16 protein-coding genes and 1 pseudogene are annotated in these 17695 nt (G+C 59.4%); 9 read left to right on the top strand and 8 right to left on the bottom strand.

Going from position 1 to position 17695, the window contains the following annotated elements; all coding sequences use genetic code 11:
* Position 1 precedes the first annotated feature (1 nt).
* Positions 2-817: a gamma-carboxygeranoyl-CoA hydratase gene (locus AB4P97_RS12950; RefSeq protein ID WP_395602784.1), complete on the top strand. Its 816-nt coding sequence runs from the start codon at positions 2-4 to the stop codon at positions 815-817.
* Positions 817-2766, top strand: a complete 1950-nt coding sequence (locus AB4P97_RS12955; protein WP_395602785.1) for an acetyl/propionyl/methylcrotonyl-CoA carboxylase subunit alpha — start codon at positions 817-819, stop codon at positions 2764-2766. The genes AB4P97_RS12950 and AB4P97_RS12955 overlap by 1 nt, the downstream gene beginning before the upstream one ends.
* 39 nt (positions 2767-2805) lie before the next feature.
* Here AB4P97_RS12955 and AB4P97_RS12960 read toward each other — a convergent pair whose 3' ends face one another.
* Positions 2806-3465 (bottom strand): LexA family transcriptional regulator, encoded by a 660-nt coding sequence (locus AB4P97_RS12960; RefSeq protein WP_042559919.1) that lies wholly within the window; start codon positions 3463-3465, stop codon positions 2806-2808.
* 130 nt (positions 3466-3595) lie between these two features.
* Between AB4P97_RS12960 and AB4P97_RS12965 the strand changes: the two genes are divergently transcribed.
* The 3 genes from AB4P97_RS12965 to AB4P97_RS12975 all read left to right on the top strand — a co-directional run bounded on the left by AB4P97_RS12965 (position 3596) and on the right by AB4P97_RS12975 (position 6906).
* Entirely contained in the window at positions 3596-3934 is a 339-nt protein-coding gene (locus AB4P97_RS12965; protein ID WP_042559920.1) for a DUF6124 family protein, read from the top strand.
* Positions 3935-4402: 468 nt separating this feature from the next.
* A complete protein-coding gene (locus AB4P97_RS12970; protein ID WP_395602786.1) occupies positions 4403-5554 on the top strand; it encodes a M14-type cytosolic carboxypeptidase in 1152 nt (383 codons plus the stop codon).
* Between the two features lie 152 nt (positions 5555-5706).
* Positions 5707-6906 carry an MFS transporter gene (locus AB4P97_RS12975; RefSeq protein WP_115147305.1) on the top strand — a complete coding sequence of 400 codons (1200 nt, stop codon included), beginning with the start codon at positions 5707-5709 and terminating at the stop codon, positions 6904-6906.
* Here AB4P97_RS12975 and AB4P97_RS12980 read toward each other — a convergent pair.
* The 5 genes from AB4P97_RS12980 to AB4P97_RS13000 form a co-directional block, all read right to left on the bottom strand.
* Positions 6903-7448 (bottom strand): cytochrome b, encoded by a 546-nt coding sequence (locus AB4P97_RS12980; protein WP_047301987.1) that lies wholly within the window; start codon positions 7446-7448, stop codon positions 6903-6905. The genes AB4P97_RS12975 and AB4P97_RS12980 overlap by 4 nt on opposite strands.
* Positions 7445-8551, bottom strand: a complete 1107-nt coding sequence (locus AB4P97_RS12985; RefSeq protein ID WP_047301989.1) for a catalase family peroxidase — start codon at positions 8549-8551, stop codon at positions 7445-7447. Before AB4P97_RS12985 ends, AB4P97_RS12980 begins: the two co-directional genes overlap by 4 nt.
* Positions 8552-8671: 120 nt before the next feature.
* Positions 8672-9436, bottom strand: a complete 765-nt coding sequence (locus AB4P97_RS12990) for an enoyl-CoA hydratase-related protein (protein ID WP_395602787.1) — start codon at positions 9434-9436, stop codon at positions 8672-8674.
* A gap of 52 nt (positions 9437-9488) precedes the next feature.
* On the bottom strand, positions 9489-10823 hold the full coding sequence (locus AB4P97_RS12995; protein ID WP_395602788.1) for a hypothetical protein: 1335 nt from the start codon (positions 10821-10823) through the stop codon (positions 9489-9491).
* Positions 10820-12400, bottom strand: coding sequence for an amino acid adenylation domain-containing protein (locus tag AB4P97_RS13000; RefSeq protein ID WP_395602942.1), 1581 nt, complete (start codon positions 12398-12400; stop codon positions 10820-10822). Before AB4P97_RS13000 ends, AB4P97_RS12995 begins: the two co-directional genes overlap by 4 nt.
* Before the next feature lie 269 nt (positions 12401-12669).
* Between AB4P97_RS13000 and AB4P97_RS13005 the strand changes: the two genes are divergently transcribed.
* Together AB4P97_RS13005 and AB4P97_RS13010 are read left to right on the top strand one after the other, a co-directional pair.
* Positions 12670-13176 carry a sigma-70 family RNA polymerase sigma factor gene (locus AB4P97_RS13005; RefSeq protein ID WP_042559927.1) on the top strand — a complete coding sequence of 169 codons (507 nt, stop codon included), beginning with the start codon at positions 12670-12672 and terminating at the stop codon, positions 13174-13176.
* Positions 13173-13928: an anti-sigma factor family protein gene (locus AB4P97_RS13010; RefSeq protein WP_395602789.1), complete on the top strand. Its 756-nt coding sequence runs from the start codon at positions 13173-13175 to the stop codon at positions 13926-13928. Before AB4P97_RS13005 ends, AB4P97_RS13010 begins: the two co-directional genes overlap by 4 nt.
* A 43-nt stretch (positions 13929-13971) precedes the next feature.
* On the opposite strand, the pseudogene AB4P97_RS13015 reads toward AB4P97_RS13010, so the two are convergent.
* Positions 13972-14133: pseudogene (locus AB4P97_RS13015) on the bottom strand (SCPU domain-containing protein); the annotation flags it as partial.
* Between the two features lie 73 nt (positions 14134-14206).
* Between AB4P97_RS13015 and zapE the strand changes: the two are divergent.
* Together zapE and AB4P97_RS13025 are read left to right on the top strand one after the other, a co-directional pair.
* Positions 14207-15337 carry a cell division protein ZapE gene (zapE, locus tag AB4P97_RS13020; RefSeq protein WP_395602790.1) on the top strand — a complete coding sequence of 377 codons (1131 nt, stop codon included), beginning with the start codon at positions 14207-14209 and terminating at the stop codon, positions 15335-15337.
* A 127-nt stretch (positions 15338-15464) separates the two neighbouring features.
* On the top strand, positions 15465-16778 hold the full coding sequence (locus tag AB4P97_RS13025; protein ID WP_395602791.1) for a leucine-rich repeat-containing protein kinase family protein: 1314 nt from the start codon (positions 15465-15467) through the stop codon (positions 16776-16778).
* A 125-nt stretch (positions 16779-16903) separates the two neighbouring features.
* On the opposite strand, the gene AB4P97_RS13030 is transcribed toward AB4P97_RS13025, so the two are convergent.
* Positions 16904-17608, bottom strand: a complete 705-nt coding sequence (locus AB4P97_RS13030) for a YebC/PmpR family DNA-binding transcriptional regulator (RefSeq protein WP_042559931.1) — start codon at positions 17606-17608, stop codon at positions 16904-16906.
* Positions 17609-17695 lie beyond the last annotated feature (87 nt).

A 17695-nucleotide genomic window follows, 5' to 3' on the forward strand; every position in this document is an offset into this window, starting at 1 on the left:
TATGAGCGATTTCAACACCCTCGAACTGCACAGCGACCCACGCGGTTTTGCGACTCTGTGGCTCAACCGTGCAGAGAAGAACAACGCCTTCAACGCCGAAATGATCCGCGAACTGATCCTCGCCCTCGACAAGGTTGCCAGCGACGCCAGCCTGCGTTTCCTGCTGGTGCGCGGGCGCGGCAAGCATTTCAGCGCCGGCGCCGATCTGGCCTGGATGCAGCAATCGGCCGAACTCGATTATCACACCAACCTCGACGACGCTCGGGAATTGGCGGAGTTGATGTACAACCTGGCCAAACTGAAGATTCCCACCCTGGCCGTGGTGCAAGGCGCAGCATTCGGCGGCGCGTTGGGTCTGATCAGTTGCTGCGACATGGCGATTGGTGCCGATGATGCGCAGTTCTGCCTGTCGGAAGTGCGTATTGGCCTGGCGCCAGCAGTGATAAGTCCGTTTGTGGTGCAGGCCATCGGCGAGCGCGCCGCACGTCGCTATGCCCTGACCGCCGAGCGTTTTGGTGGCCAGCGTGCGCGGGAAATCGGCTTGTTGTCCGAGAGCTATCCCAGCGCAGAGCTTGAGCCACAGGTCGAGCAATGGATCGACAATCTGCTGCTCAACAGCCCGGCCGCTATGCGCGCCAGCAAGGATCTGTTGCGTGAGGTCGGCAATGGCGCGCTGACACCTGCCCTGCGCCGCTATACCGAAAACGCCATCGCCCGCATCCGCGTCAGCCCTGAAGGTCAGGAAGGCTTGCGCGCCTTTTTGCAAAAACGTCCGCCGAGCTGGCAAGCCGCAACCACCACCAAGGAGCCGCGTTGATGAGCGCACCTGTTCTCACCACCCTGCTGGTGGCCAATCGTGGCGAAATCGCTTGCCGGGTCATGCGCACCGCCAAGGCCCTGGGCCTGACCACCGTCGCGGTGCACAGCGCTACAGACCGTGATGCGCGACACAGCCGTGAAGCAGATATCCGCGTTGATCTGGGCGGCAGCAAAGCGGCCGACAGTTATCTGCAAATCGACAAACTGATCGCAGCGGCCAAGGCCAGCGGCGCACAGGCGATTCATCCGGGTTATGGCTTTCTTTCCGAGAACGCCGGATTCGCTCGCGCCATCGAAGCCGCGGGTCTGATCTTCCTCGGCCCGCCCGCCTCGGCCATCGACGCCATGGGCAGCAAATCCGCCGCCAAAGCGCTGATGGAAACAGCTGGCGTGCCGCTGGTGCCGGGTTATCACGGCGAAGCGCAAGACCTCGACACCTTCCGCGACGCCTGTGAACGCATCGGTTATCCGGTGCTGCTCAAAGCCACTGCCGGTGGTGGCGGCAAAGGCATGAAAGTCGTCGAGGACGTCAGCCAACTGGCCGAAGCCCTCGCCTCCGCTCAACGTGAAGCACAGTCATCGTTCGGCGACTCGCGAATGCTGGTGGAGAAATACCTGCTCAAGCCACGCCATGTGGAAATTCAGGTGTTTGCCGACCAGCACGGCAACTGCCTTTATCTCAATGAGCGTGATTGCTCGATTCAGCGCCGCCATCAGAAAGTTGTCGAAGAGGCGCCGGCACCGGGGCTGACCGCGCAGCTGCGCCGCGCGATGGGTGAAGCGGCTGTACGTTCGGCGCAGGCGATCGGCTACGTTGGCGCGGGCACCGTGGAATTCCTGCTCGATGCTCGCGGCGAATTCTTCTTTATGGAGATGAACACACGACTGCAGGTTGAGCATCCCGTGACCGAGGCCATTACCGGTCTGGATCTGGTGGCGTGGCAGATCCGCGTTGCGCGTGGTGAAGCGTTGCCGATCACTCAGGAGCAAGTGCCGCTCAATGGCCATGCCATTGAAGTTCGGTTATATGCCGAAGATCCGTCGAATGACTTCCTGCCCGCCGCCGGACGTCTGGCCCTGTATCGCGAATCAGCCGATAGCCCGGGACGCCGGGTGGATAGCGGCGTCGCAGAAGGTGACGAGATTTCGCCGTTCTACGACCCGATGCTCGGCAAGCTGATTGCCTGGGGCGAAGATCGTGAGCAGGCGCGTCTGAGGCTGCTGAGCATGCTCGATGAGTTCGCGATTGGCGGCTTGAAAACCAATATCAATTTTCTCCGGCGGATCATCGCTCACCCCGCGTTCGCGGCGGCGGAACTGGATACCGGTTTTATTCCGCGTTATCAGGAGCAACTGTTGCCGGCTCCGGGCGAGCTGAGTGATGCGTTCTGGAATGTGGCGGCGCAGGCGTTTGCGCAAAGCCTGCCGAGCATTGCGCGGGCTGATGACCCGAGTTCGCCATGGGCTCGCAATAGCGGTTTGCGCGCGGGTCTGCCGCCGGAAATCACCCTGCACTTGAGTTGCGAGGGCCAGGATCGCGCGTTGACGTTGGGTGCAGGTAGCACCGCCAGACTGTTGGGTGAAGCACTGATTGTCGAGCACGATGGGGTGCGTCGTGACTTGCGCGCTATCCGTCAGGGCGATTCGCTGTATCTGCAATGGGAAGGTGAGTTGCGGCGTATCGAGTCGTACGACCCGATCAGCGCTGTCGAAGCCAGCCACAGTCATCAAGGCGGACTGACTGCGCCAATGAACGGCAGCATCGTGCGGGTTCTGGTTGAAGCGGGTCAATCGGTTGAGGCCGGGGCGCAACTGGTGGTGCTGGAAGCCATGAAAATGGAACACAGCATCCGCGCACCACACGCCGGCGTGATCAAGGCGCTGTATTGCCAGGAAGGCGAAATGGTTGGCGAAGGCAGCGCTTTGGTTGAGCTGGAAGCTGTGTGAAATGAAGATCGATCCTACGCCTGGCGAGGATCGATCTGACTAAAAACGCGCCGTTGCCTGAACCACTACGCCGATAATTCGACACTCATCGGTAAACAGGGCTTTCGGCCAGGTCGGATTGAGCGGCACCAGGTAGCGCTGGCCGCCCTCTTCGTCGAGTTTTCGAAAAATCGCTTCGTCGCTTCCCGGCCACTGCGCGATCACCAGCTTGCCGGGCACCGCCTCCACCTCTGGATCCACCAGAATCAGCATGCCTTCAGCAATGCTTATGCCACTGGGCGCGGTCATCGAATCCCCCGTCACCGTCAGCCAGAACGCAGCACCTCGGGCGTGGTAATCCGTCAATTCGAAGCGTTGTTTATCGGGCGCGGGCGCATAGGCTGGCTGTCCGCTTTCGCGCACCTCGCACGGCGCTCGCCAGTCACTGACAGGGTAACGGAAGTACGGGTTGTACTTCTGCGCCAGCGGCATCTCATCCTCCGGCGTCTCCTGCTGCTCGCGGATCAGTACCACCACTTCCAGATATTCCATGCCCAGCGCATGCAGCACGCGATTCATTTCAGTGATGCCCGGTTCCCTACGTTTGTTCAGCCAATGACCGATCCCTCCCTGGGACATACCGACGCGCTCTCCGAGCACTGTTTGAGTGATTTTGAGTTCACTCATCTTGGCCTTGACCAACTCAATCCATTTATCCATGTGCAGCACCTTACGCGGAGGCCTTCCGCACAACAAAACACAAATTGTAGTATTTAATTTTTAGTCACAACTACACTTCGTACTATTCTGAAAGCACGGATTTTCAATCGAACAAGGAGTGGCCGTCATCATGAATATCAGCAGCAAAGACTTGCCCGATCTGCAAATGGACACCACGTTCACCTCGCCACAAGGCAACGCCGCGGCACAACGAGCACTGGACTATTACTTGAAACCGGCTGTGTCAGAGCCCGAAGTCGATGAGCGCTTCTTCGATGTGAGGCGCCATCTCAGCGGCGAGGAAGCGCTGGTGCACGCCTCGGATCTACTGCGATGCGCAGCAGCCACCGCGTTCAAGGCAGCAGAAAACCTGCAGGGCGCGAGCCGTGACCTGGCATTTTCGGTGGTGCATATGGTGGATATGGCGCGGGCGATGGTCGACCACTCGCTTGATGGCGAGGAAACCTGAAGGCGCGAGAGGAAAGAATTTTCCAATCGTGCAGATGAAAACATTTGACTTGCAAATGATAATGATTATTATTGCATGCAGCTGGTCGCGAGATCAGTCGATGGACCAGAGACCTTAGGTCGGTCTTCTGGACTATCTCCTCATCAGGCTAATCACGGTTTTTGACCCGGCTTTTTGCCGGGTCTTTTTTTGCCCATTTTTTGGGCTTATAGCTTCAGGCTAATGAAGTCTTTAGATGCTGCAAATTCGATGGCGCGGATAATATCAAAAGAATATCGATTGGCAAGGCAAGCCCGGCTGCATTGGGTAAAACTAACAACAGATAGCACTTGAGAATCAATCGCATACACTCTAAGCTGCATCCGCGTCATGGAGGACGCCCCCGCCTCCACACCACAATTGCACTCGGTTTCACGTCCATCTTGTGTGTAAAGTAACGGCCATAAAAATCATATTCAGGAACCGATTATGACCGTGGCCAAATCTTCGTTCGACATCAGCGCCAATTTCGACAGCGGCAATATCCAAGTCATCGATATCAGTAATCCGCTCAACCCGGTTCTGGCCATCCGCCCGGACACCCGCAGCGCGCATTTCCAGTGGTTTCACTTCAAGGCCAGCGGTTTGCATGTCGGCCAGGAGCACTGGTTTCGCCTGAACAACGCCAGCCAATCGACTTACAGCAAAGGCTGGCCAGGCTATCAGGCAGTGGCCTCCTATGATCACGTCAACTGGTTCCGTGTGCCGACGATCTTCGAAGGCGACTGCCTGCGTTTCTCCCTTGAAGCCACCCAGACCCACGCCTGGTTCGCCTACTTCGAACCTTACAGCCGTGGCCGTCACGACTGGCTGATCGAGCAGGCCCTGACCAAAGCCGGCACCGAACTGCTGGCCACCGGCAAGAGCGTCGAAGGCCGCGATATCCAATTGCTGCGCAAAGGCACAGGCGCCGAAGGCCAGCGCAAAATCTGGATCATCGCCCAGCAACACCCGGGTGAACACATGGCCGAATGGTTCATGGAAGGCGTGATCGAGCGCCTGGAAAGACACGATGATCCGGTCATGAACAAATTGCTCGCCAGCGCCGATCTTTACCTGGTGCCGAACATGAACCCGGACGGCGCGTTCCATGGTCACCTGCGCACCAATGCCATGGGCCAGGACTTGAACCGCGCCTGGCAGAACGCCACTCAGGACGTCAGCCCTGAAGTGCTTTTCGTGCAGCAGCAGATGGAAAAATACGGTGTCGATCTGTTTCTCGACGCCCATGGCGATGAAACCATCCCGCACGTGTTTACCGCCGGTTGTGAAGGCAATCCGGGCTACACACCACGGATCGAGAAGCTCGAAGAACATTTCCGCAATCACTTGAAACACACCACCAAAGACTTCCAGACCAAGTACGGCTACACCCGCGACGAACCGGGCCAGGCCAACATGACCCTGGCGTGCAACAGCGTCGGTCAGAAGTACGATTGCCTGTCGCTGACGCTGGAAATGCCGTTCAAGGATCACGACGACCATCCAGATCAACACACCGGCTGGTCGGGCAAACGCTCCAAGCAATTGGGCAAAGATGTGCTGACCACCATTGCCGACATGGTCGACACACTGCGTTGATCCCCCGCTCTCGGTAATCCGCAAAAGATCGCAGCTTGCCTGCGATCTTTTGTTTTGTGCAATGCACAGCCTTGCTCGATCAGGTTGCAAAACGAAACCAGATTACATATCGTGATTCTGGTTTTAATTTGAAACCTAAAAGGAAGCCGGGTATGAAACCTCATTCACTCAACAACAGCGTGATACTGCTCTTTGCCGTTGCCTGTGGTCTGGCCGTGGGCAATGTGTATTACGCGCAACCGCTGCTCGACGCGATGGCCGAAGCGTTTGCCATGTCGCCGGCAACCATTGGCATCGTGATTACCCTGACTCAGGTCGGTTACGGCGTCGGCCTGGTATTGCTCGTGCCACTTGGCGATTTGCTCAACCGACGACGATTGATCGTCGCACAGACGCTGCTATCGGCCGCGGCGTTGCTGATGATCGCGCTGGCACCCAGCAGCCTGTGGCTATTGATCGGCATGACCTTGACCGGTCTGCTCGCCGTGGTAACGCAAGTATTAGTGGCTTATGCAGCGACGCTGGCGATCCCGGCACAACGCGGGCGCGTGGTTGGCGTGGTCACCAGCGGCATCGTGGTCGGCATCTTGCTGGCGCGCACGGTCGCAGGCGCCATGGCCGATCTGGCTGGATGGCGGGCAATTTATCTGCTGTCGGCGGGGCTGACGTTGTTGATCGCTTTACTGCTGTTTCACGTGCTGCCAAAAAAAGAACGTCCACAGCCGACGACAACCTATCGTGCATTGATCATCTCGGTTTTTGGTTTGTTCAGGGAAGAACCCGTTCTGCGTCAGCGCGCAATGCTCGCCCTGCTGACTTTCGCCAGCGCCATGGTGCTGTGGACGCCGATGGTCCTACCGCTAGCCGCCCCGCCGCTGTCACTTTCCCACAGCGAAATTGGCTTGTTCGGACTTGCCGGTGCCGCAGGCGCGCTGGCCGCCGCCCGCGCCGGGCATTTGGCTGATCGAGGTCTCGGCCAGTGGGTCAGTGGGTTATCGCTGTTGTTGATGCTCGGCTCGTGGCTGCCGATCGCCCTCACCCAATCTTCGCTGTGGGCGTTGCTACTTGGCGTAATCACCCTCGATCTGGGCTTGCAAGCCGTGCACGTCACCAGCCAAAGCATGATCTATAGCGTGCGCCCGGAAGCACAAAGCCGCCTCACCGCCGGTTACATGTTGTTCTATTCGATCGGCAGCGCGCTGGGTTCGATCGGCTCTACCGCCATGTATGCGTGGGCCGGATGGATCGGCGTGTGCTGGCTGGGCGCGGGCATCAATGCCCTGGCGTTGGCGTACTGGTACCTGACGCTGAGAAGTGGCGCATCTTCACAATGCGCCACTCAGGCAGGCTAACGGCGATCACGCCCGCGCAACATGCTGTCGAGCACCTCGTCGCGGCGCACCCAGCCATGGAACAGCGCCGCCGCCAGGTGCAGCAGCACTGTCAGGAACAACAGATATGCCAGATACCCATGGGCCTTGCGCAGCAACGCAAACAACTGCGCATCGGCCGGCACAATTGACGGTAACAGCAGCGAGCTGCTGAGCATCACCGGTTCGCCCGACGCACTGATCATCGCCCACCCGAGCAACGGCAACACCAGCATCAGCGCATACAGCAATACATGCGAAGCCTTGGCCGCCATCACTTGCCAGTTCGGCAAATCGGCGGGCAGCGGCGGTTGCCGAGTGGAAAACCGCACCAGAAGACGCACGATCACCAGCGCCAGAATCGCAATACCCAATGGCTTGTGCAGATGGATCAGCCATTCATGCCGCTCGGAAACCGAAGTGACCATGCCGGCGCCAATAAACAGCATGGCGATGATCATCAGCGCCATCAGCCAATGCAGCAGCCGCGCCAGCAGCGCGAAATGAGTCGGTTGAGCGCTCATGGACGAGCCTCCTGTTTGGCGGCGGGCAACTGGCTGACTTCGCTGGTGCGTCGCAGGTAGGAATCGGCGTAACCGGCGGAGCGAGCCGCAAGCAACGGATCGTCGGAACCTTGAATCCCGGCCGGCAGCACCAGCGGATCGTAGTTGATGTCGCGGCACTCGCCGCTCAGTTGCGGTTGGGTTCGCTCCAGCACCAAAGTGCCGGCGTTCAGAACCCTGCGCCCCTCTGGCCAGGCTTTGCTGGCGTCGTTCACCGGGTCATCGGCATTGGCCAAGGTAATGTTCAACTGAAAACGCAACGGTGCGGAGGCCAATCGTTGCACCAGGTCTTTCTCCAGAAAATCGCCCCCCTCAGGCGCAGTGGCACCCGCAGCGTCCTGCGCCAAGGGTTTCATGCTCCAGCGCACGGCCTGTTTTTTGCCACTGGCGTCCACCAGATAGAACGCGTTGACGCTGTTATACGTTTCAGTGGCGTAACTGGCAGACGGCTTGGCGGTCTTCACCCACGTCAGAAACGGCACGGCTTCCGGGTGCGCTGCAAAAAAGGCTGGCACCTTGGTCGGATCCGGTTTGCCGGTGGCCGGATCCGGCGACTGTGCCTGTTGCAACTGATAGAACGCCTCAGGCGTGCCAACCGGAAACACCGGCATGCTGTTCATCCCGGTGCGCCATTGCTGACCATTGGCCTGAGTGAATCGCAGCGCCAGGCTGCGGATCGGCACGCTGCTGTCCGGTGCATAAGGATTGCCCGCCGGCAGCGCGAAACGCCCGACCACTGGCGTGCGCGGATCATTGAACACCTGCGCGGTGGAGAACACTCGCGCCTCGCCACTGCTCTCAAAATGCCCGATCACGCACACGCCTTTGGCGTGATTACGGCGAAACCCGGGATGCACGCCGTTGTTCTTCTCCAACACATCGACCAGCGCTTTGGGCGTCAGACGTTGTGGGTCAAAGGTGCCATTAACGTAGGCAAAAGCCCCGGCCACGGCGGCGACTACCACAGCAATGGCGCCAAGACGCAATACCAGGCTCGCGGCACTTAATGGCGGGCGCTGCGGCCCGCCGGGTGGTGCCGCGTTGGGTGAGCTGCGATCAACCATGAAAGACTCCAGGGCCATCGGCCATAGGGAAAGGTGCTATGAGACGCACGCCTCGTAGGATTATTCCCTTTGAACTGTAGTTTCTTTCAGGTCACTGCGTTTACTGATGCGTTGAGCAGGTTAAATCTGCTCAAAACGTGGCGTGCGCTTCTCCAAAAATGCCTGCATGCCTTCTTTTTGCCCCTGTGTGGCGAACAAGCCGTGAAACACTCGACGCTCGAACAGGATGCCTTCGCGCAGCCCGACTTCCTGAGCGCGATCCACCGCTTCACGCGCGGCCAATGTCGCCGTTCGTGGAAACCCGGCAATCTGCTGCGCAACCGCCAGCGCCTGTTCAAGCAAGTCATCGGCGGCTGTCACGCGCGACACCAACCCCGCCTGCTCGGCCTCCCGAGCACTGATCGAGCGTCCGGTCAGGATCATGTCCATGGCTTTTGCCCGACCGATAGCGCGTGTCAGACGCTGGGTTCCGCCCATGCCCGGCATGACGCCGAGCGTGATCTCAGGCAACGCAAATTGCGCTGACTCGGCGGCGATGAGCACATCGCACATCATGGCCAACTCACAGCCGCCGCCATAGGCATACCCCGCCACTGCAGCCACTTTCGGAGTCTTGAACCCGGCGAAGGCATCCCAACCGGCGAAGTAGTCCTGCTCAATCATTTCCAGACAGGTCTTTGCGTACATTTCCTTGATATCAGCGCCGGCAGCAAAGTACTCATTCGTACCGGTAATAACGAAACAACCGACACCCGGATCATTGTCCAGACCTCTCAGGGAATCGAGCAATTCACCCATCATTTGCTGGCTCAGGGCATTGCGGGCTCGTGGGCGATTGAGCCGGATCAGCACAACGCGTCCCAGTTTTTCGATCGATATGTTCATGTTCATTGCCTTCCTTGGATTAAGTAACACTAAGAAAAATATCGACGCGGTGTCAGGAATCCCAAATAGCGCCGTAAGCAGGAATACCCCTGGATTCCATTTCCTCGACCACGCGTTCCGTCAATGTCTGATTGGATATGCAAATCACTGCCTCCGCGCCGAACGACTGCACCGCGCAATACGCCAGCTTCACCAGGTCCGGTTTGCCTGACACATCGGTGTCCCAGATCAGTGCATCGGGCTGCGCCGCGAGAATTTCGTCCACCAATGCGTCGCCATAAGTGGCTCTGGGACTTCGGGTCGACCAGATCAGGCGGATGGGTATCTGTTTGGCCAACAAGTGCGGCAGCACCGGGCCAACCCCGCTGCCGGTGGCGATATACACCACTGCTTTGAACAACGTATCAATGTGCGCCACCCCTGCGGTCGTAATGCCTTTGACCCAGACGTGGGTCGGCGCCTGCTCGATGAAATCGCCCGTCCAGTCGCCCGCCCGGGAAATGATCAGTCGGAAACCTTCCTCCCCCGGCGCAGGAATATTGGCGAACGAATGCCATTCCCACAGTGGGTTGCGACTGATCGCAGTGGCTGAACCGGCAAACGGTGTGTGGTGATCGAACCGGACTATCACCGCGTGGGAGGAAAGCGGCACCACACTGACAGGGACTTGGCGCAACCGCAGCCACGGCAAAGTAATGCTGAATGTCACGAGCAACAGCATCCAGAAAGAGGCAGATCGCAAGAGGACATCCGTCAGCGCAGCCGTGGGATGTTGCTCCCTGACAAACACCAGTGTCATCGCCCAGAACATCGCGAGCGCGGCCCAACCGGCGAAGCGGTGGGTGCGCTCGAAAGCATTATGAAAACGCGCGCGAATGATCGGCAGCGCCATGATCGCCACCAGTAAAAGCAGCACGAGCAAACCACCGCTCAGCCCGATCAGGGTCAACGAAACGCCGCCCGGGCCTTCAAATTTCAGCCAGACCATCGAGCCGAACAACAGCGCAAACCAAACAATGGCTGCCATCGCGCCACCGCTGTGCAGACCACCGAAATGGTAGACCTTGGCCAACGACCGGCGAATCGCCAGCGGCCAGGACGTCGGCGCCCGGGTCGCCAGCCAGAACAAGCCATTGATGACGTACTGCTGCCGAATCAGTATCGCCATCGACAAGTTCGCGACGACCAACCCGGACAGGGTTTGCAAAGCAACGCCTGAAGTCGACCACCACCGCCCGATGTTCAAACCGTAAACCAGGGCTGCAATGTTGCCGGCGAACACCAGCAACACCAGACGGTTGTAATGCGAGAACATCGGCAGCGTTCCCAAACGTCGCCACAATGCGCGCCGGGCCGGTAACACGATCGTCGAATCGGTGCCGTTCATGCCTGCACCTGCTGCTCGTCGCGAGCGTGTTTTACCTGATGTGCCACAGCCCACTGGAGCAACAAGCGCTTGTCGACCTTGCCTCGGGATGTCAGCGGAATATGATCCACAGCGAGAATCAACGATGGCACGCAATAATAAGCCAGGCGCTCTTCGCAACGTTTTCGCGCGACTTCAACGTCTGTGATGGCGGGATAGACGAAGGCCACCAGATGGCGACTGTCGAGCTTGAGGGTGACCGCGCGCTCACAGTCCGGCGCAGACTCCAGTGCCGCTGACACCGAGTCAAGTTCCACCCGAAACCCCCTGACCTTGACCTGATCATCGACACGCCCCAGGTGTTCCAGCTCACCGTCCGCCGTCCAGCGTCCCAGATCCCGGGTACGGAACATCAAACGTCCCTGCCCCAGAAACGGATCGGGCCGATAGCGTTCGTTGGTCAGTTGCGGATTTCCCAGATAACCGGCGGTCACGCAGTCACCGCCCGCCCACATTTCTCCCTGCTCGCCCGGAGCGCAAAGCTGGCCGGCGTCGTCGAGTACATAAACCGTGTTGTTGGGCGTTGGCTTGCCGATCGTCAACGCACCCGCGCCGCGATAGTGCTGCATGGTATTGACGATGGTGGTCTCGGTCGGCCCACAGGCATTATAAAAAGTGCAAAACGCCGCCCAACGATCCGCCAGCGGTTGTGGGCAGGGCTCGCCAGCCAGAGCAACCACTTTTACCTGACTGCAACGGGCAGGATCGAGCGTAGCGAGAATCGACGGTGTCGCAATCAGCACGTCACAACGCTCGGCGGTTTGCGCGATGTCTTTGCCGCGGATCAACAGCGTTGCTCCGTTGGCCAGACAACCCAGCACTTCCCAGGCCGCCATATCAAAAGCGATGTTCAGGATCTGGCCGACCTTCAGGCCCGGCTGCATACCAAGATTGCCGGGCTCGGTCAGCAAAATATTGCACACATTACGCTGCGTCACGCGAACGCCATTGGGCAGTCCGGTTGTACCCGAGGTGAACAGGACAAAGCACAGTGAGTCCGGCGATGACGTCGTGCCACACCTGTTCAAGTCGTCGCTGGCGACACTCGGCACCTGAATGAATTCATCCAGGTGGATGCACTGTTGATCCGTGGTCAGAGGAATCGCCCGCGCCAGTTCGGACAGTGTCAGTACGACCCGAACCTGAGCGACCGCCATGATATGACTCAGCTGCGCAGCGGGGGTGATGCCGACGTGTTGAGGAATATAGGCCGCCCCGGTTTTCAGCACGGCCAGCATGCCCACCAGCATCGGGATCGAACGCTCGACAAACAGCGCCACATGATCGCCCGGGCCCACACCTTGCTTGAGCAACGTCGTGGCGAGTCGATTGGCCTGGCGGTTCAACTCGCCGTAAGTGATGGACTGGCCCTGATATTCGGCCGCGATTGCTTCAGGCCGGCCAGCTGCTTGCAGTTCGATTGCGCGATGGATCAACGTAGCGTCAGGCTGGACGCTCGGACCGCAGCCGAAGCGTTGCCATGGGTTGGACTCAACGAACGGATTCGGCTCCGCGTTCGATGTCGACCGGTTATTCATCGCAAATGCTTGCATGAGATTTCCCTTTCCTTTTTTCAACGATTTCTTTTTTCACGTTCGGCTCCGCATCCTTGGGTTGCGCCGATAGCCAACGTGATTGACGAATGGGTTGAGCAGGGAAAGTTGAATCCATTACACGGCTTACAAATCGCAGCGAACTATCCTACGAAGAAGGGAGAAAAAATTTTCAAATCGGCGGATGGAATAACCATCCTTGAGGGACGTCTTTCTTATCAACATCGCCTTTCGGCAAAGAGCAGCCCCTCGCCATGAACGAGCTAGACGAACAACTGCGTGAACTGATCCCCAGGCTACGGCGCTTTGCCGTTTCGTTGACGCGCAATAGCAGCAGCGCCGACGATCTGGTGCAGGCGTGCCTTGAGCGGGCCCTGTCGAGTTGGGGCGGCAAGCGCGCTGACGGTGATCTGCGGGCCTGGCTGTTTTCGATCCTCTACCGGCAGTTTCTCGATGCCCATCGCCGCTCGCGCCGTCACGCGCGGATGCTCGAGTTTTTCACCGGTCGCGACGATGCCGAACCGTCGACCGAGCGCACCGTGATCGCCCAATCGACCCTGCAAGCGTTCGACCGACTGCCCAGCGAACAGCGCGCGCTGCTGCTGATGGTCTCGGTTGAAGGCCTTTCCTATAAAGAGGTCGCCGAGATTCTCGACACCCCGATCGGCACCGTGATGTCGCGCCTGTCCCGCGCCCGCCAGGCTTTGCGCCAACTCAGCGACGGCGAAATCATCAGTCCTTCTTTGCGGATACTCAAATGATCAGCATGCCTCCCAGCGAGCGTGACCTGCACGCCTACGTCGACCACCAACTCAGCGACACCGACCGGCGCGTGCTGGAAACCTGGCTGGCCAGCCATCCAGACGAAGCCGCGCAGGTTCGTGGCTGGCAACAGGACGCCCAGCAACTGCGTGCGGCAATGAGCGGTGCATTGCAGCAACCGGCCAATCCGGCGCTTGATCCGGCGATGATTCGTCTGCGCCGCCAGCGTCAGTCGCGCCGCCATCTGGCCAGCGCGGCGGTGCTACTGATCGCGGTGAGCGTCGGTGGTTTCAGCGGTTGGCAGGCACGGGAAATGACCCTCGTGCGAGCCTCCGCGTTACCCATGACCGACGCCCTGCAGGCCTATCGGTTGATTGCCCAGCAAGGCATGCTGCCCGCGGATTACAAGGTCGATGGTGCTGGCGACATGCAGCGCTGGCTTGATCGTTATTTCACTCAGGTCAGTCGCTTGCCAGATTTGACGGCGGCGGGGTTTGAGCCCGTCAGCGGGCGCTTGCTGAGTACCGATGAAGGGCCGGCGGCGATGGTGATGTATGAAGCTGCGAGTGGGCACAAGGTCAGTTTTTATGTGCGACCGCCTGGGCCGAAAAACACTTTCTTGCCGAGGGGCAGTCGCAGTGATGGGGATTTGCAGGCTGACTACTGGTCAGGCGGTGGTTACAACTATGCGATGGTCAGCCCGGTTGATACGCCGGCCGCGCCACTGCTCAAGCAATCGCTGCAATTCTGAAAGCCAACGCAGGAGTGGTCGGTTCAAAAGCCCACATCCAGCACCACGTGACCATGACGTCCAGCAAATCCGAATAGCGACTGACCCGTGGCACTTCGGCCAGACTTTCGATCCGCGCGCACTGCGGCAGCTCCACGTTGCCAGCCGTGTAGCGAACCTCACCAACGCCGCCGTGCAAAATGCCATCGACGCGCACGGTAGCAGGCCAGCGGCGCGCCCGGTTAAACTACGCCGCGGCGCTCCTGGGCGCCGGCTCGCTGAACACGGAGTAAACCAAAGTGCCCGCCCATCCGCCGAAACGATCGCGACTGACCCAGCGCTGGCCGGTGCTGCGCCGTTTGTTCGGTAAAGGCACGCCTGCCAAAGCAGGCCATGACGCCAGCGCCCAGTTGATCCGCGATTACTTCCGCCACAAGGCCAACGGCCAGGGTTACACCCTCAGCCACAGCCAGCTGCGAGTGATCGACTGCATGGCGCAGCAGGCCAGTCTGTTGTTCGACGCAACAGCGCCAACCCCACCGAGCCTGTATCTGCACGGCAGCGTGGGGCGCGGCAAGAGTTGGCTGCTGGATGGCTTCTTTCAGGCGCTGCCGATCACGCAGAAACGCCGCCTGCATTTCCATGAGTTTTTCGCGCAGTTGCATCAAGGCATGTTCAGCCATCGCGAACAGGACGATGCGTTGGCCATAACGCTGGATGAACTACTGCTGGACTGTCGGGTACTGTGTTTCGACGAGTTTCATGTGCATGACATTGGCGACGCAATGCTTATCACCCGCCTGTTCAAAGCACTGTTCCAGCGGCGGATTCTGCTGTTGGTGACCTCTAACTATCCGCCCGAAGGCCTGCTGCCCAATCCGCTTTACCATGCGCGATTCAAACCGGTGATCGAGCTGATCAACTCGCGCATGCAGGTCATGGAGGTCGGTGGCCCTCACGACTACCGCAGTCAGATGCGCAACCATGCGCATCAGGTTTTCACTCAGGGACGCTACGTGTGGCCAGCCACGCCCGCTCAGCGTGAGGCGCTGAACCTGCCGACGGGAGATGCACCAGCCATTTCGTTAACCGTTGGCACCCGGCCGATTCGCGCACGTTTTTGCGAGGATCGACGCGTCGGCTTCACCTTCGCTGATCTGTGTGAACAGCCGACGGCGGTCATGGACTATCTGCAATTGTGCCGACGCTTCGACCACTGGATCATCGACGGGCTGCCGGAGCTGGGCGGATGCTCGATCGCCGCACAGCAGCGGTTCATCAATTTGATCGACGTGCTCTACGACCAGGACAAACACCTGACGTTGCTCGGTCGGTTGCCACTGAGCGAAAGCCTGGCAGGTCAGGTTATCGATCTGGCCCGCACCCGCAGCCGGCTGGGGCAGTTGCAGGAAGAACACAGCACGGGCTGACCGGCATCAATTCCCTGTGGGACTCCCACAGTTAAAGCCGCGTCAAGATCCGATAAAATTTCAAACCACAGCTTTGCCGCTATCATGTCGCCCATTCCCAGCGACCCCTCTATTTGCGAATTCCTTCATGCATACCCTTGCTCAATTGCGCGCCGGCGAATTGTCGGGCATCACGCGGCTGGACCTGTCCTGCGGCCTGACCGAGTTCCCGGCAGAAATCTTCGATCTGGCCGACACCCTGGAAATCCTCAATCTGAGCGGCAACGCCTTGAGTTGCCTGCCGGATGACCTGCATCGTCTGACTCGATTGCGCGTGCTGTTCTGCTCCGACAACCAGTTCACCGCGCTGCCCGCCTGCCTTGGCCAATGCACGGCGCTGACGATGATTGGCTTCAAGGCCAACCGCATCGCCGACGTCCCTGGCGCCGCCCTGCCACCGCTGCTGCGCTGGCTGATCCTGACGGACAACTGCATCGACACCTTGCCAAGCGAACTGGGTGAACGTGCGCACCTGCAAAAACTCATGCTGGCCGGCAATCGCCTGCAATCGCTGCCGTCGTCGCTGAGTAATTGCCACCGACTGGAACTGCTGCGCATCGCCGCCAACCAGTTGACCGAGTTGCCACACTGGCTGCTGACGTTGCCGAGCCTGACGTGGCTGGCCTACGCCGGCAATCCGCTGGAAACCGAAGCCGACGCCGCGGCGCTTGAAGCCACGCCGCAGATCGACTGGTCGGCGCTGCGTCTGGAGCAACAACTGGGCGAAGGCGCCTCCGGGGTCATTTCCCGTGCGACCTGGCAACGTGCCGATGGTGCGGTGACGCCGGTTGCGGTGAAGCTGTACAAAGGCGAAATGACCAGCGATGGCTCACCACTGCATGAAATGAACGCCTGCATCACGGCCGGGTTGCACCCGAATCTGATTCGAATTGAAGGTCGTATCCACGGCCTTCCCGACGGCCAGCAAGGTTTGGTCATGCAACTGATCGATCCAAGCTTTGCCAACCTGGCAGGACTGCCGAGCCTGGCGTCCTGCTCACGGGATGTCTATGCCGACGATCGCCGCTTCAGCGCACAGGTTGCACTGCGCATTGCCATGGGCATTGCATCGGCGGCGGAGCATCTGCACCAACAAGGCATCACCCATGGTGATCTCTACGGACACAACATTCTGTTGAACGATCAGGGTGACTGTTTACTGGGGGATTTCGGCGCAGCGTCGTTTCATTCCACCACCGACAGCATGGAAACGCGGGCCCTGCAACGCATCGAAGTACGGGCGTTCGGGGTCTTGCTGGGAGAATTGCTGGTGCGGATCGACTCGGGACTGAGTAATGAGCGACGTGAGGTGCTTGAAGAGCTGGCGCGGCGTTGCTCTCAGGCCGATGTGCTGGGGCGGCCGGGGTTCAGTGAGGTGATTGAGGTATTGCAACAGCTGTGACCGCTGTACGGTCAATCGCTGGCAGGCTAGCTCCCACAGGGTTTATGGCGATCACATAGTGTGTGCACGACGCCATACCTGTGGGAGCGGGCTTGCCTGTGTGGCGGCTCTACTGAGTAAACAAATCAGCCAGCCAGACCCACAAACATATCCTGCACGTCATCATGGTTGTCGAGGCCTTCGAGGAACGCTTCAACCTCAGCCATCTGCTCATCGCTCAAGCCGCTGACCGGGTTTTTCGGCTGGTAGCCGAGCTTGGCCGACAGCACGGTGAAGCCTTGTTCCGGCAGGGCTTTCTGCACCGCGTCGAGGTCGGTCGGATCGGTGATAAACAGGGTCGCGCCCTCTTCACCCGGCTCAAAATCCTGGGCACCGGCTTCGATCGCCGCCATTTCCGGATCGGCGTCCGGAGTGTCTGCCGAGGCTTCGATCATGCCGACGTGGTTGAAGTCCCAGGCAACCGAGCCGGAAGCGCCCAATTGGCCCTTGCGGAACGCCACGCGGATTTCCGCCACGGTGCGGTTGATGTTGTCGGTGACGCACTCGACGATCAACGGCACCTGGTGCGGGGCGAAACCTTCGTAGGTCACGCGGTGGTATTGCACGGTTTCGCCCAGCAGGCCCGCGCCTTTCTTGATTGCGCGGTCGAGGGTTTCTTTCGGCATCGAGGCTTTCTTGGCCTGTTCGACTACCAGACGCAGGTGCGCGTTGGTCGCGGTATCGGCACCGTTACGCGCAGCAATGGTGATTTCTTTCACCAGTTTGCCGAAGATCTTGCCCTTGGCATTGGATGCCGCTTCTTTGTGTTTAACCTTCCACTGTGCGCCCATTACTCACTCTCTTGATCTGTGGCGCCGAGACATCTATTGGCCGACGCGTGGCGCCAAGTTTATACGGCCTAAAGTCGGCAATCGACC

The organism is Pseudomonas sp. A1230, assembly GCF_044218825.1.
Taxonomy (GTDB): domain Bacteria; phylum Pseudomonadota; class Gammaproteobacteria; order Pseudomonadales; family Pseudomonadaceae; genus Aquipseudomonas; species Aquipseudomonas iridis.

Bases quoted from the DNA above. Each gene is read 5' to 3' on its own strand.
- AB4P97_RS12970 (WP_395602786.1), top strand. From the start codon at position 4,403: ATGACCGTGGCCAAATCTTCGTTCGACATCAGCGCCAATTTCGACAGC.
- AB4P97_RS12995 (WP_395602788.1), bottom strand. From the start codon at position 10,823: ATGAACGGCACCGATTCGACGATCGTGTTACCGGCCCGGCGCGCATTG.
- AB4P97_RS12980 (WP_047301987.1), bottom strand. From the start codon at position 7,448: ATGAGCGCTCAACCGACTCATTTCGCGCTGCTGGCGCGGCTGCTGCAT.
- AB4P97_RS12985 (WP_047301989.1), bottom strand. From the start codon at position 8,551: ATGGTTGATCGCAGCTCACCCAACGCGGCACCACCCGGCGGGCCGCAG.
- AB4P97_RS12955 (WP_395602785.1), top strand. From the start codon at position 817: ATGAGCGCACCTGTTCTCACCACCCTGCTGGTGGCCAATCGTGGCGAA.
- AB4P97_RS13010 (WP_395602789.1), top strand. From the start codon at position 13,173: ATGATCAGCATGCCTCCCAGCGAGCGTGACCTGCACGCCTACGTCGAC.
- AB4P97_RS12990 (WP_395602787.1), bottom strand. From the start codon at position 9,436: ATGAACATATCGATCGAAAAACTGGGACGCGTTGTGCTGATCCGGCTC.
- AB4P97_RS13000 (WP_395602942.1), bottom strand. From the start codon at position 12,400: ATGAATAACCGGTCGACATCGAACGCGGAGCCGAATCCGTTCGTTGAG.
- AB4P97_RS13030 (WP_042559931.1), bottom strand. From the start codon at position 17,608: ATGGGCGCACAGTGGAAGGTTAAACACAAAGAAGCGGCATCCAATGCC.
- AB4P97_RS12950 (WP_395602784.1), top strand. From the start codon at position 2: ATGAGCGATTTCAACACCCTCGAACTGCACAGCGACCCACGCGGTTTT.
- AB4P97_RS12960 (WP_042559919.1), bottom strand. From the start codon at position 3,465: ATGGATAAATGGATTGAGTTGGTCAAGGCCAAGATGAGTGAACTCAAA.
- AB4P97_RS12965 (WP_042559920.1), top strand. From the start codon at position 3,596: ATGAATATCAGCAGCAAAGACTTGCCCGATCTGCAAATGGACACCACG.
- AB4P97_RS13005 (WP_042559927.1), top strand. From the start codon at position 12,670: ATGAACGAGCTAGACGAACAACTGCGTGAACTGATCCCCAGGCTACGG.
- AB4P97_RS12975 (WP_115147305.1), top strand. From the start codon at position 5,707: ATGAAACCTCATTCACTCAACAACAGCGTGATACTGCTCTTTGCCGTT.
- AB4P97_RS13025 (WP_395602791.1), top strand. From the start codon at position 15,465: ATGCATACCCTTGCTCAATTGCGCGCCGGCGAATTGTCGGGCATCACG.